The 15,340-nt window shown below is 22.3% G+C and carries 7 protein-coding genes and 1 pseudogene; all 8 read right to left on the reverse strand.

The genetic code is table 4. The features are described 5' to 3' along the window. Positions 1-5: 5 nt before the first annotated feature. Complete coding sequence (locus tag U744_RS0101760; RefSeq protein ID WP_025755380.1) at positions 6-959, reverse strand: ABC transporter ATP-binding protein; 954 nt, start codon at positions 957-959, stop codon at positions 6-8. Then, a complete protein-coding gene (locus U744_RS0101765) occupies positions 959-8,794 on the reverse strand; it encodes an ABC transporter permease (RefSeq protein WP_025755381.1) in 7,836 nt (2,611 codons plus the stop codon). The genes U744_RS0101760 and U744_RS0101765 overlap by 1 nt, the downstream gene beginning before the upstream one ends. Positions 8,795-8,829: 35 nt before the next feature. After that, complete coding sequence (gene ftsH / locus U744_RS0101770; protein ID WP_025755382.1) at positions 8,830-10,833, reverse strand: ATP-dependent zinc metalloprotease FtsH; 2,004 nt, start codon at positions 10,831-10,833, stop codon at positions 8,830-8,832. Positions 10,834-10,909: 76 nt separating this feature from the next. Beyond that, positions 10,910-11,779, reverse strand: a complete 870-nt coding sequence (tilS, locus tag U744_RS0101775; protein WP_036431747.1) for a tRNA lysidine(34) synthetase TilS — start codon at positions 11,777-11,779, stop codon at positions 10,910-10,912. Next, positions 11,779-12,333, reverse strand: a complete 555-nt coding sequence (gene pth, locus U744_RS0101780; RefSeq protein ID WP_025755384.1) for an aminoacyl-tRNA hydrolase — start codon at positions 12,331-12,333, stop codon at positions 11,779-11,781. Before pth ends, tilS begins: the two co-directional genes overlap by 1 nt. Continuing rightward, positions 12,324-14,531 (reverse strand): ATP-dependent DNA helicase, encoded by a 2,208-nt coding sequence (locus U744_RS0101785; protein WP_025755385.1) that lies wholly within the window; start codon positions 14,529-14,531, stop codon positions 12,324-12,326. The genes pth and U744_RS0101785 overlap by 10 nt, the downstream gene beginning before the upstream one ends. Before the next feature lie 76 nt (positions 14,532-14,607). Further along, entirely contained in the window at positions 14,608-14,823 is a 216-nt protein-coding gene (locus U744_RS0101790) for an RNA-binding S4 domain-containing protein (RefSeq protein ID WP_025755386.1), read from the reverse strand. 2 nt (positions 14,824-14,825) lie between these two features. Then, a pseudogene (locus U744_RS0101795) lies at positions 14,826-15,340 on the reverse strand (hypothetical protein); the annotation flags it as partial.

A 15,340-nucleotide genomic window follows, 5' to 3' on the forward strand; every position in this document is an offset into this window, starting at 1 on the left:
TTTTATTAATTTCAATTAATTTTACTTGGATGAAGAGGTTTTTTGTTAACTTTTACTTTACTTATTTTTCCATCTGCTACATTAATAATTTTATCAGCAATTGGTTCCATTGATGGATCATGTGTAACCATAACAATTGTTGTTTTGTATTCTTTATTAATATCAAATAAATAACTTAACACAATTTCTGAAGTTTTATCATCTAAAGCACCAGTTGGTTCATCTGCAAAAATAATTTCAGCATTTTTAGCTAATGCTCTTAAAATTGAAATTCTTTGCTGTTGACCTCCTGACATTTGTGAAGGATATTTATTTTTAACATCTTCTAGCTCAAATTTTTCAAATAATTGATCAATACTAATTTTTTTGTCTTTATTTTTTTGTAAATATGAACCTGTTTCTACATTATCATATCCTGAGAGATTTTGGAGCAAATTATAATTCTGAAAAATAAAACTAACATGATCTCTTCTAAATAAAGTTAGTTTATTATCACTTAAATAAGGTAAATTAGTGTCACAAACAATAACATTACCATGGGTTGGCCGATCAAGTCCGCTAATTAAATTTAGTAAAGTACTTTTTCCTCCACCTGATTTTCCAAAAATTAAAACAAACTCTCCTCGATTAATAGTTAGTGAAATATTTTTTAAAACACGTGTTACATTATTACCTGAAAGGTAATATTTACTTACATTTTGAACTTCAATAATAGCATTTTCAGAATTTTTTAATTCTTTATTTTCATCAGCTGATCTTTTAGTGTTTGCTGCTTTTTTAAGCTGCCTTGCAATTTTATTGTCAACAATAATTTTATTAGCACCTCCATCAGCATCTAAAATTTCAAAAACATTTTTTTTAGTAATTTTAATTTCAGAATTTTTCGCATCTAGCTTAATAATATCTTCATTTTTTTCTGAAGATATTTTATTATTTTCTTTTTTTCTTCTAAAAAACATTATTTTCCTTTCAGTAAGTCAATTGCTTTAATTTTATTTATTGCTTGTCATAAAATAGTTGAAATTAAGGCAAAAACTCCTAAAATTATTATAAAAGTAATTCCAATACTAAAGAATGAAAGTCCTAATGGAATCGCGATTGAAGCTGCAGTTGTTAAAAACATACTAAAGAATTTCATAATTCCATAAGCAAGAGGGATTGAAACTAAAATCGAAAGAACTATAAATGGAATGTAAATTCCAAAAAACATTTTTACTTTTTCTTTTTGGTTGTAACCTAAAATGGTTCAAATTGCAATATTTTTTTCATTTTCATTAATTAAAATAGTTGAAACAATCATTAAAATAACCATTGAAACTATAAAAGTAAGTAAAGTAATAAATGATACAATGATTTGCACAGTGCGAGCAATTGTAGTTGTAAACCCAACTTCAATATCTTTTGAATTTAAACTTGATGCTGTTGGAATATAGGTTATATTATCAAAAACTTTAGTAAATTTTTCAATAATATTTGTAGGATCATCACGATATTTATCGAAAATTTCTTTAAAGTTTGTATTTTTAGAATCAAAACTTGAATCGATAAATTTACCAATTTGTTCATCAGTTCATCCTCACAATTTAAGAGTACCTTCAATTAAATTATTTGGAGATGAAGATTTAGTTGAAAAAATTGCATCATAAATATTTTGTTTTTCAACTAAATTAAGAGAATTAATATCAAATGTTTGAAGAATACCATAATACCCAGAAAGCGAATAAATAGAAGTGGAATTTAAAAGTTGTTGAGGAATTTTATCTTTTGAAAGAATACCATTAAAAGCACCATATTTTGGATTATTATTAAGTTTATCAAGTCCGACCAACATATCTGCTGCTTGTTTTGGAATAATTAACTCATTATTAATAAAAGTAGGATTTATTCCTTTTACTTTAAATTTATATTTTTTATTTGTAGGTACAAATTCTTTGTTGTTTATAATTGATTTTAATTTATCAGTAAAACGAGTAGTTGTATTTAAAATTGGAATTTCTATAACTGAACCAATTTTAAGATTATATTTATCACGAATAACATTATTGATAATTAATGGTATTGGATCATTTAAATTAGATTCAAAATTAAATTCATTATTAATTTGATCCAGTAAATTAACTTCATTTTCATCAATTATTTTAATTAGTTTACTATCTTTTTGATATCCATATAAACGAATTGAATTTTCTTTATAAATTGAATCAACATAAGTATATGTTTCATCATTTTCTTCATTAAAATAAATTCCTCCAAATGATACATAATAATCATTAATTTTTGAATTGAGTGGTATTTTTTTATAAGCTTCTATTAAAAATTTTCTATACTCATCACGATATTGCGAAGTAGTAATAACTTTGTGATCATATTGCTCATCAAAATTATTTCATTTTAAATAAAAAAACTTTCCTTCAGCAACATTTTCACTATTTGGTAAATAATGAAAAAAGTCTTTACGAGATTTCCCGGTTTCTTTAATATCAAGTAAACCATTTTTATCAAAAACAACATGTTCTTGTGTTTTTTCAAGCATTAAAGCTACTTGATTTCTTTGATTAATAATCTTTGCTTTTTGAAAATCAGGAAGAGAATTATACACAATAGATCATGGATCAAGTGAAATAATTCCATCAATTTTTAAATTAACTGAAAATTGAGTAATAATATGTGAATTAAATTCATTTGGATTTCCATTTTTACCATCTGTATTAATTGCAGTTGAAATTCCAGGGCGAAAATAATCATTTTGAACTTGATTAATTTCACTAATATTTCCAATTGGTGTATATAAATTATTTTTAAGGTTATTATCAAAAGGTAAAATTGCTCCACCTTCTATTGTTGGGGTAATTAAGTCAATTTTGTAAGAATATTGACGATTTTGATAGGTTTGAGAAATTGATTTTTCAAAAATTCCAGAAGTTGAAAATTGAAAAATAGTGGCAATACTTGTCAAAATAACTGAAATTCCAAATGCTAATAATTTTCAAAAACTATTAAAAATTAAAGAAGCTGAAAAACGACCTTTAACATTAATTGATTTGAAAATTTTTTGATACTTCATTTGTAAATTTCCAATTGATAAATCAGCAATTCCACTCATTAAATCAATTGATTTGTGTCTTAAACTGTGCAATGTAACTAAAATGGTTAAAACACACATTCCAATCATTGGAAGAATAACTGTTAAAATAAATGAAATAACTGAAAATTCTAAAGTTTGAATTGGTATTGTTCAATATGCTGAAATAATTTTTAATCCGAAAGCCTGATTGAAAAATCCAGTTAAATATCCAATTATTCCACCAATTAAAGAGGCAAAAAATGAAAAACTTGTCATTGATAAAGCTATTTGAAGAGGTGTGTAACCTTGAGCTATTAAAATACCAATAAATTTATTTCTATTTGAAACATATCTTTTAATTATAAAAATAATTGAAATTCCAACTAATATAAATAAGAAAATGGAAAGCTGAATTGAAATTGTTGAAACTGATTTAATAATTCTTTCTAATGCTGAAATTCTAATTGATCTTTCTGGGTTAAATCCATCAATTTCATTATATAAATAAGTTCTTTTGATTTTGTTTGGATCATTAATTATGTTTTGCACAATTGTTTCAATTTGATTTTGTAAATTAACTAATGAAGTTCCTTCAGGAGCTTTTATAACTAAATATTCTTTAACTAAATTTCCTTTATATGCATATTGAATTCTTGAAAATCCCTTATCATTAACATACAAAATTGCTTGATTGGTAGTATCAACTTGCAAATTCGATTCATCAATTACTGGATAAAGATAATCATATGTTGAATCTTCTCCAACAATTAAAAATTTAGATCCATTAACTTTAACAACATATTCATCACCAATTTCATTTAAAAGTATTTGTAGTGAAATTGGGTTTGTTGGTAATTGTCCATTATAAATTTTTTTATTATTTGCTGCAAGGTATGAATAATTAACTTTTGTTACATTTGAACTTATTTGACTGAAATTAAGTAAATCTTTTTCAACTTTATAACTAGTTATTGAATTAATTGAACTTCATATAAGATCATACAAATTAATTCCAAAAAAGCTATATTTGTTATTTTTATATTCATCAGTTTGAAACTGTCATAAAAAATAATCATCATCAATTGCAATTTGAAAAACATAATCACTTTCAAAAATTGGTTTTTTAATTTCCTTTTGGACTAAATTATTAATAAATTTATCTAATTCTTCAGAATTTTGATTTTTAATTATTTCTTCAAAATTAATTAACTTATTTTGAACAAAATAGGCTAGGTTTGCATTATTTGTAACATCAGATTTAATATCATCAGTATTAGTTAAATATCAGATTAAAACTTGAGGATAAAAAGGAATTAAAATAGGATTTATTAAAATATCTGAAAGTCCTAAAATTGAAATTGGAATTGATTTATAATCTGAAAAAATAATATTCAATTGATTTTTATATTGATGTATTAATTTATTTTTTAAAAATCCATTAAGAAAATTATTAATAATAATTGAATGTATTCCTTGGTAAGGAATTTCTATACCATTTAATTTTTTATCTTTGATTTTCAAATATTGATCTGAAGCTGCTAATTCTGAAAAAATAACAGTTCAAATAAATTCCTGTTGTTTAATAATTGGTTCAAACTCTGGATATTTATTAAATAATTCTTTTAAAAATGTATTAACATATTTATTATTGTTATTTTTTTTGAAAAATAATTCCTGCATTTTGTTTGGATTTGATAGTGACCTTGAAATTCCAAAGTTTGTATCTTTAAATGCTGCAATATTTTGAGCGCTTGGTTGAAATAATTCAAAACTATTAAATGAATCTATAATTTCTTTTTGATTTGCTAATTTTAATCAATCATTTAAAAAATCAATTTTTCTATCATCTGAAATCTCTGGATTATCAACAAAAATTTTTCATCAATTTTTAAATAAAACTCATGAATTAGATACATAATCATATTGATTATTATTTTCAACTTTTACTAAATCTTTTAATAAATTACTTACAATATTAAAAATAAAATTCCCATTGTAATTATTATTAAAGTTTTCAAAATAATAAGCTAATGAACCAATTGATAAATCATTTTTATATGATAATTCAGAAGTATTAAATGATAACTTACTTAAAATAATATCTCAATCATTTACTTTTTCAAGGTCAATTGGTTGATCATTTTTAAAATCTAAATATACATTTAATACTTCTTGAAATTCAATCGGAATTGTTTTAAAATCAGTTATTTTATTTTTTTTAATTTTTTTAATTATTGTGTGAATTTTAACTAATGTGCTTTCGCTTTTTTTATCAGAAATGTTATTATTTTTTAAACCTAATTTTAGAACATCAAAAAAATCAAGTTTATTTGGATCTGAAGCTGGAATATTTAAAAATTTATTATTTTCAATTTTTAAAGATGTTCCTTTGTTTGATAAATTAAAAATTTTAACAATTTGATCTTTATAAATTTTATCTAAGCCTGGAACTCCAAAAAGACTTTTTATAATAGCTGTGAAAATATCGGTATTATTAACTGAACCTGAAACATAATGTTTAGTAACATTTTCAAATATTCCAGTTACTGTATTATTGATAAAAACTTCTTTGTCAAATGAAACAACAGAAACTTTTTTAGTTAGTTCTTCAAGTAAAATTTTGAGATCAAAATTTTCTATAATAGTTTTTAATCCTGATTTAACATTAGCATATTTATTTTCTTGACTATTATTTGAATCATTTATTTTTTCCAAAATACCACTATTTAATAAATCAAAACCTGGAATGAAATTTTTTATTAATTTAGAAATACCATTTGGTGAATCAAAAATAAATTTAATATCTAAATTATCAATCATTTTAAATAAAGCTTTTTTAATTAATTTTTGATCTGCGTTTTCTAAAAGTCAAATTGAAAGCTCAATTGAACTTAATTTTCTTTCTCTTTCAATGCCATCAATTAAAACTTTTTGATTATATACAGTATCAAAAAATAGTCTAACTCTTTCACTAAACCCTCTAAAATCAAAACTTAAAACAAGTTCTTTTAGTGCATTAATAAAAATAATTGGATCATTTGAAATATTAACTAATGTCTCAGGTAAAATAGTAGAAAAAAGATTAACTCCAAAAACCTTATTAATAAAAGTAAATAAATTTTCTATTTGATCTTTTAGATATATTTTTTTGTCATTTAAAGTTATTTTTTGATTAATTAAAAACTCTATTCTGTCTAAAATAGAAATAATAATTTTAGTAAAATAATCTCCTTTTTGATTATGACTTAACTCATATATTAAATCTAAAAGCATTTTTGGAATAATAATAAAATTAATATTTCCTGAAGAAAAAACACGAGCAAAATCATTTCTAATAATAACTTTTGAAAAAGCATCAATTAAATTATAAATACTTTCTTTAGATAAAAATTCTTCTTTAACTAAATCTGAGTTATAAAGAGTTTTTTCAATATAATCTAATCCTAGATTTAAAGAATTTTGATTCAATGCTTCTTGTAAAATATCAAGTTTTGGAGATCGGTATGCAAAAGGTACTGAAACTATATTTGGAAAATTAGGGTCAATTTGGCCTCATCCTTTTGGATTTATATATTTTGTTCTTAATGTTCAATTAAATTTTAACATGTACTCATAGAACTCATCAATTGTAAAAATTCCATTAGTATATGTTTTATCATCAACATTAGTTCAATAATTTATTTTATTATCTTCATTTAAAATTGCTTTTAAAAGTACAATTTTTTCATTATTTAAAATAGTTATTCCATATCCATTAAAAGTATTAATTAAATCTTTATTGTTTTCTTCAACAATATAATCAGCTAATTTATAAATTTTTTTATTTTTAAACTCAGTTTCTGAATTATTTTGTTTATCGATAAAAATAACATCTTGATAATCATAATCAACAATAATAAATTCAGAAACAGGTGAAATATTTGAACGAGCATTTGAAATAATTTCTTTTGCAACAAATGTATTTAATTGTTTTTTTAAAAAAAATTCATCAATTGGTTTAGTTACTTCCGAAATTAATGTCTTATCATTATCTTCTTTAATCAATTTATCGACATTTAATTTAACATTATTAACTTTTGAATCAGAATCACCAATATTAACAAAATTATAAACATTTTTTTTACCGTCTGTATCTACTGATTCAACAGTAACTGTTTGCCTATATCCTAAATTTTCTTCTCCTACTATATTTTTTACACTATCAACAATTGATTGTTTTGAAATTTTTAAGGCACTATCAACAATTGATTTAATAATTTTATCTTTGTGTGATTTATTAGTTATAATTTCAAAATTTTCCTTATCAATTTGTTCAAAACCTTCTATTTGAGCAATTGTTTTTTCATTTTGAAAATCAAATTTTTTTAAATTAACATTTTTTGGTTGTTGCTCTGGAGATGATAATTTTAGTTTAATATTATTAATTTCATCAAAAGTTAAACTTGGATTTAAACTACTGATTAATATTTCATCATTTTTTAAATTACCATTTTCATCAAATTTTTTTACATAACGATTAATTTCTCTATCTCAATATGCAAATTTTAAATATTTTTTTCTTAATTTATCATCATTACTTGAAAAAACACTTTGAATAAATGTTTTATATGACCCTGTTCATTTGTCTTGGTTTTCTTTTGTATAGCTAGTTGTATATAATTTTCTTCTAAAATGGGTAACTTCACGTTCTACTGCTGCTCACTTTAAAGGGATATTGTAAATTTTATTATTTAAAAAACCAAAATCACTATTAACTAAAATTTTTATACTTTTATCATTAAAAATATCAAAATAACTAAAATTATTTTTTAAATTTATTTTATAAAATTGTTCTAAATTTTTAGTATCTTCTGGAAACTCTAAAAAAGCAGAATTTTTACTTGCATCAATAGTATAAACAGAAGAAGAATTTTTATAAGGTTTCAAGCCCAAAATTTCTGCTAAATCTTCTGAATTTAATTTATATCCTTGATTTTTATTTTCTCATTCTTTACCTTTTTGAAAATCAAATGTTAACTCATTAGTTTTAAAATTAATAAATAAACTTGATAACTGCGAAAAAACAATATCAGAATCATTTTTGTTGATATTAACTATGTCTGATAATTTGTAATTTTCAGAAAAATTGTATATAGCATTTTTATTTAAAATAATTTCTTTTTTATTGCGAATAAATTTTTTATTTTTCTTTTCAAAAGTATCAAAAAAATAATCGCTACTAATTTTTAAATGTTTTTTTGAATTTGAAAAATTTAAATCAAAAACATCAAAAAAATTGTTTTTGTTAGTAAAAAAATTATAAAATCTTAAAAAATCTGATCTTTTAATATATTTATTTGAAAAATTAGAATCTTTGTCTATAAAATTTGATAAATTAATATATTCATTTTCAATTGCACTAATATCAATTATATTTTTAATAATTAAATAATCATTAGTGTTGTAATTTAAGGGTTGGTCGTAATACGCCCCCCCTTCTAGTTGACTTAGCCCATTGATAAAATAACCATTATTGTAAAGAGTTCCTGATACTGGTATATTTAAATCAACGGTTAGATCATGGCCATTTGATAATTGTTTGTAACTTTTATACTGTTTTTTCATTGACTTACTCATATCATGAAAAAGAGTAAAAATACCAGATGAAAGAAAAATTAAAATAGTCAAACCTGTTAAAGTAATTTTATTTTTATATAATGATTTAAATACTTCTTTAAATAAGTTTCACATATCACTTACCTTTCATATTCAAATATGATTTAAAATTATTTTTCTTTAATATTTTGATTGTCTTTATTTTCTTCTGTTTCAACTAATTCAATCAATTTATCTAATTCAATTTGATTTACATTAGACTTATTTTCTTCTGTTTTTTTAGGGGGTAAAGCTAAATGTTTTGCAATATATTCAATTTCTTCTGCAATAATTGTTTCTTGTTCAAGTAAAAGAGTTTTAATTAATTCTAACAATTCTAAATTTTCATTAATTATATTTGTTGCTATTTTTTTAGCCTCAAAAATAATTTTTCTAACTTCTAAATCTATTTCATGGTTAATTTGATTTGAAATTGTAGTTCCATTTGCAAGAGTTTTTCCTAAAAATGGATTTGATTCTTCATCATGATATTTAATTGGTCCTAAATCAGACATACCAAATTCTACAACCATTCTTCTTGCTATAGATGTGGCTTTTTTAATATCATCGCTTGCACCAGTTGTAATATTTTTACTTCCATATTTAATTTCTTCAGCAGCACGCCCTCCCATAAAACTAGCAATATTTGCTAAAAGTTCTTGCTTAGTATAGTTATATTTTTCATTTTCTGGAAGCATTAAATTATAACCTCCTGCATTTCCACGAGGAATAATTGTAATTTTTTGGACTTTATTTCCTCCTGGGATTTTAATTCCAACTACAGCATGTCCTGCTTCATGATAGGCAACTAAGGTTAATTCTTCTTTAGTGATAGTTCTTGATTTCTTTGCAGGACCTGACATAACTCTATCAATTGCTTCATCAATTAATTCTAAAGTTATCAAATTAGTATTTTCTCTAACTGAAAGTAATACAGCTTCATTAATAACATTTTCAAGTTGAGCACCACTAAAACCAGGAGTTCTTCTTGCTAATTTACTAAAGTTAATATCTTTATCAAATCTTTTTCCTTTTGCATGAAGTTTTAATATATCTTCTCTTTCTTTAACATCAGGAAGTCCAACGGTAATTATTCTATCAAAACGGCCAGGACGAGTTAATGCTGGATCAAGAACATCAGTTCTATTAGTTGCCGCAACAAATAAAAGTCCTGAATTTTCTTTTATTCCATCCATTTCAACTAGCAATTGATTTAATGTTTGCTCACGTTCATCATGTCCACCACCAATACCGCTTCCTCGTGTTCTTCCAATAGCATCTAATTCATCAATGAATACAATTGCTGGAGAATTTTTTCTTGCTTCAGCAATAACTTGTCTAACTCTTTTAGCACCCATACCAACAAAAAGTTCTACAAAATTTGAAGCTGAAACGAAGAAAAAGGGTACAGAAGCTTCTCCTGCTGTTGCTTTTGCAAGAAGAGTTTTTCCTGTTCCTGGAGGACCTCCTAAAAGAATTCCTCTTGGCATTCTAGCTCCAGCATCTTGATATTTTTTTGGATTTTTTAAGTAATCAACAATTTCTTTAATTTCTTCAATTGGTTCTTTATTTCCGGCAATATCACTAAATTTTTTGTCTGATTTAATAAGTTGTGCTGGATTTTTATCTGTTCCATAACCACCAATTTGACCATTCATTGATTTAAATATAGGTCTAATAATAAAATATGAAAGAATCATTATTATTATTCATGGAATGAATGTTATAAAAATATTAAGAAATATATTTGGTTCAGGAGTTTGAACTGAATTAAATTTACCAATAACTTCACCAGTAACTTTAACTAATTTAAAAATTTCTTGTGAAGCAAATGGTTCTGAAATTCCTGCAAGTTTTAAAGAACCTATATTACCATATGTTAAAAAAGAAATTTGTTTGTCACTATTTTCAACAAATATTCCTGTAAAAGTATTTTTGAATTCATTATAAGTTATTTCTTTAAAATAACTTGAAGATGTTTTTGCAATTTCTATTTTATTTTTAAATTCATTTATATCTCAAAATGTATAACTTTTCTGAAATGCAAAATTGTAAACAATATAAGCTATAATAAAACCAACAATTATTAAAACAATAAGTCCAGTAGTTATTCTTTTTTTGTTTTTTGAATTCATATTTTATCTCCTTTATATTTTAATATACAAACAAACTATCACTAATTATAAAGCATTAGTTGATTTATTTATTTTTTTAAAATATTAATTTTCCTTTTATTTTTTTTAAATAAATACCATTTTTCAATAAATATTTTGATGTTCTATTTTTTGATAAAATAAATGATATAACTGAATTAATTTTATTAGAATTTAATTTAACTTGAGGATATTTTTTTATCAAAAATAAATACAACACTTCTTTTTGATACTTTATTTTATTAAAACTATCTTGACTATATTGTTTTCTAGATCATCTATTTAAAAAATAATTAATTTTTCTATTCTTATAATTTAAAAACAAATTTTTTATTAAAAATTTTAAAATTAAAAAATTTTTATATGATTTTGAATATTTTTTTAAATCAATTCTTATTTTATTCCGTTCATATTTAGGAAATTCATTAGTATAATCAATTGCAAAATTAACATTATTTTTAATATTAAAATTTAAAATGTCTTTTTTAAACTTTTGAAAAAGTAATGGACGAATAAAAGTTAAATTATTAATTATATTTTTTTTCTTTATGCCTCAATAATTGACAGTTGCATTTCTATTTTTTTGATAAACACAACTTTCTAAAAAATCATCTTTGTGATGTGCAACTAAAATTATATTTTTGTGATATTTTTCACTAATTTGCTTAAAAAAATCAATCCTAATTAAACGAGCTCAATTCTGAAAGTTTCCCTTAAAGTAATCTTCTTTTTTTAGAATTAATTTCTCAAGAATTAAGTTATATTTCAAACAAAAATTTTCTACAATTATTTCATCAATATATGAATTATTTCTTTGATTATAATTAACAAAAGCTACAACTGGATTTTTATATTTGTATTTATTAAGCAAATACATACTGTCTGGACCACCACTAACAGCAATAATAAAATTATTGTTTATTTTCATTATTTGTTTTTTTGATTAAATTTATTCATAATAACATGAATATCATTGTGTATGTAAGAAATGCATGCATCAGCTACTTTATCTAAAACTAAATTGATTTTATTATATTCATCAATACTAAATTTACCTAAAACAAAATCTTTTAGTTGACCTTCAAAAGGTGTTTTTATTCCTATTTTAATTCTTTTAAAATTAGAAGTTCCAAGTTTTTGAATCACATCATTTACACCATTATGACTTCCTCCACTTCCTCCTATTTTAATTGTTGATTTTCCTAAAGGAAAATCTTTTTCATCTTGAATAATTAAAATATCTTCATTTTGTATATCATAATATTTAGCTAATGCTAAAATAAAATTTCCTGAATTATTCATATATGTCATTGGTTTTGCCAAAATGATATCATCGATTTTTATATAATTGCCATTAAATTTATTTTTGTTTAATGTTACTTCTAATTTTTCACAAATTCGATCTATTGCTAAAAATCCAACATTGTGTCTTGTATATTTATATAAATCTCCAGGATTACCCAATCCAACTATTAATTTCATTTTTCTCCTTCTAGTAAAAGCTTAAAATTTGTTAGTATTTTTTCTTTTTGAAAGTTATTTTTAATTAAAACATCCAAATAATTAACTTCATTAGTAGTAACAATAATTAAATGTTTAATTGCACGAGAAATCGCTGTATATATTAATTTTTTTCGAAGCATAAATTCAAAATCTGGATTAATTACAAAAATAACACTTTCAATCTCACTTCCTTGAAATTTGTGAACTGTGATTCCATAAGCTAAATTAATTTGATCTCTAAATTCAGATTCAGTATACTCAATAATTTTTCTAAATTTTTCTCTTTTAAACTCAACTTTAATAATTTTCTTTTTAGTTTTTTTATCAATTAAACAATCAATAATATACCCAATATCACCATTATAAATATCATCAATAATTCTATTTTCTAGTTGAATTACACGATCATTTATTTTAAAAGAAATATTTACATTATTTTTTTTGATTGAAAATATTTCCTTACCATTATAATTTAGTTTTTCTTGAATTTTATTGTTTATATTGTAAAGACCATATTCACCTTTATATGAAGGAGTTAAAATAATAGTTTTATCAAGAGAAAATTTATCAACTTCAGATAAATAAATTTTTATAATTTTTTCTAAAAATAAATTTTTATTTATTTCATATAAATCAACAATATTACTTTTAAAAGTTGGTTTTATATTATTTTTTACAGAATTCATATGTTCAATGATTTCTTTAAATTCAGACCGAAAATTCTTATTTAAATAAGTAGTTTTAATCAAATTCGATTTAATTAATTCCTCTAAAATATTTCCAGGCCCAATTGCTGGTAACTGATCAACATCCCCAATTAAAATTAATTTTTCTAAATTCTTACAACTAACTAATAAATTGTAGAAAATATTTAAATTTACCATTGAAAATTCATCAATTATAATAATTTTAATTTTATTTAACTCTTGTTCATCAGTTCTTACAAAATTATCATCTTTATCAATTTTAAGCATGCTATGAATTGTTCTACAGCTATCATTTATTTTAATTGAGATATTTGTACTAGCGCGCCCTGTTGGAGCTACTATAAAATAGTCTTTTTCATTTTCGTATTTATTTAATTTTAACAATTGATTAAAATAATTAATTAAAAAACTTTTTCCAGTACCTGGACCACCTGAAATTATAGAAATATTGTTATTTAAAAAATTAGTAAATGCATCTTTTTGCTCAAAAGATAATTTTTTTACAAAATCACTATTTTCAATTTTTAATTTTAAAGTACTATTTTTTTTATTAATTTTTTTAAGTAATTTAATGATTTCTTTTTCTTTTTCATAAGTTTTTTTGCGTGTTAAATAATAATTAGAATTTATTTGAGACATTTTAATTTTTTCATGTGTTACTAAAAAATTAAACATTTCAATTAATTCTTCTTTTGTAACATTAAAGTAATTAAAAACTTTTTTTGCTACTTCTTTAAGTAATATCAATGTTGAGTTATTATTTTCTTCTTCTTTTATAACAAAATCAACAAATGCTCGAAATCTCTCTAAACAATTAACATCTCATTCTAAAAGTAATGCAAATTTATCAACTTCTTGTAAATTAAAATCATAATCAAAATAAAGTTTGTAAGGATTTTCTTCTTTAAATAATTCGATAAAGGATTTCTTACTTTTATAAGTTGTTTGTAATTTTTCATAAAATTTTTGTAAATTATTACTATAAAAAAAATGTATATCATTTTCGTTATTTTGATCTGTAATTATGAGTGAATTAATAATATCTTTATTTTCATTGTAATATTTTTGAAGTGTTTTTATTTGTTTTTCAGTTATAACTTGAAGTAATTTTTCTGAATTTTTTTCATATTCATTAACATATTTAAAAATTTCACAACCAAAATTATCATTAATTTTTTTTGCTGTATTTTTTCCTATATTAGGAATATGTTTAACTAAATATTCTTCTCAATTAATTTCTTTTTTAACAATAATTGGAACATATGTGTGTAAAATTTTATTTGAATATTTACCATTATCACTAATTTCAATTTCATAAGGAACAAATAAATTAGGTATATTATTTCGTGAATAAATTACAAGTGAATTTTTAGAATTTTCAGTTGGTTTAAACATTAAAAGTGCTCAGTTTTGAGCTACTCCTCCTTTTAATAGTTTAACAAATGTTCCTTTTATCTTAGTTTTATTCATAATTGGTTTTTATATTATATTATTTTAATTTTAAACATTTTTTAATAAAAAAATAAATCAAAATAAACTTGATTTATTATTCTTCATCTGAAACAACTTGAATTAAAATATCATTAACTCAAACAATATCTCCAGGTTTTATTTTAGTTGATCCTCCAATAGGTGGCACTCCATTAATTTTTACTGTGTTATGAAGTAAAAATAATTTACCACTACCTCCAGTTGGTGTTTCACCTATTTTTTTTAAAAATTGTTTTAATTTTATTGATTCACCTTTAATTTTTACTTTCATTTTTACCTTCTTATTGGACTAATTATTTGTCTATTTGTATTAGTTTTTTCAGAAACTAAAAGCAAAAATTTTTCATGTTCACTAATCAAAATATTAATAGGACCATTTTGAAGTGATGAAACTGCATCTTTGATATATTGAAAATCAATATCAATATCAAGTTCAGGTCCGTTTAATTGATAATTTTCACTTTGAGATGCTTCTCCAATACCAATTTCAGCTACTTCATAAACAATTTTAACTTCTGATTTAGTAAAACTAAATTGAAGTCTTCTTGTTTTTTCTGAATTATAAAATAATGCTTTATTAATTAATTTTAAAAAATCTTGTTTGTCTAATTTAATAACCCTTGATGGAGTAAAATTGAAAATATGTCAAATAGATTCATAATTAATATTAGTAGTTGAAATTTGAATAATTGTGTCACTATATGAAATTCCAATTTTTGAATCATTAAAAAATAAAAAAACTTTTTTTTCACTATCTTTTGTAACTAATTTTTTAAGATTTTTTGCAT

The sequence above is a fragment of the Mycoplasmopsis cricetuli ATCC 35279 genome (genome assembly GCF_000526955.1).
GTDB lineage: Bacteria > Bacillota_I > Bacilli_A > Mycoplasmatales > Metamycoplasmataceae > Mycoplasmopsis > Mycoplasmopsis cricetuli.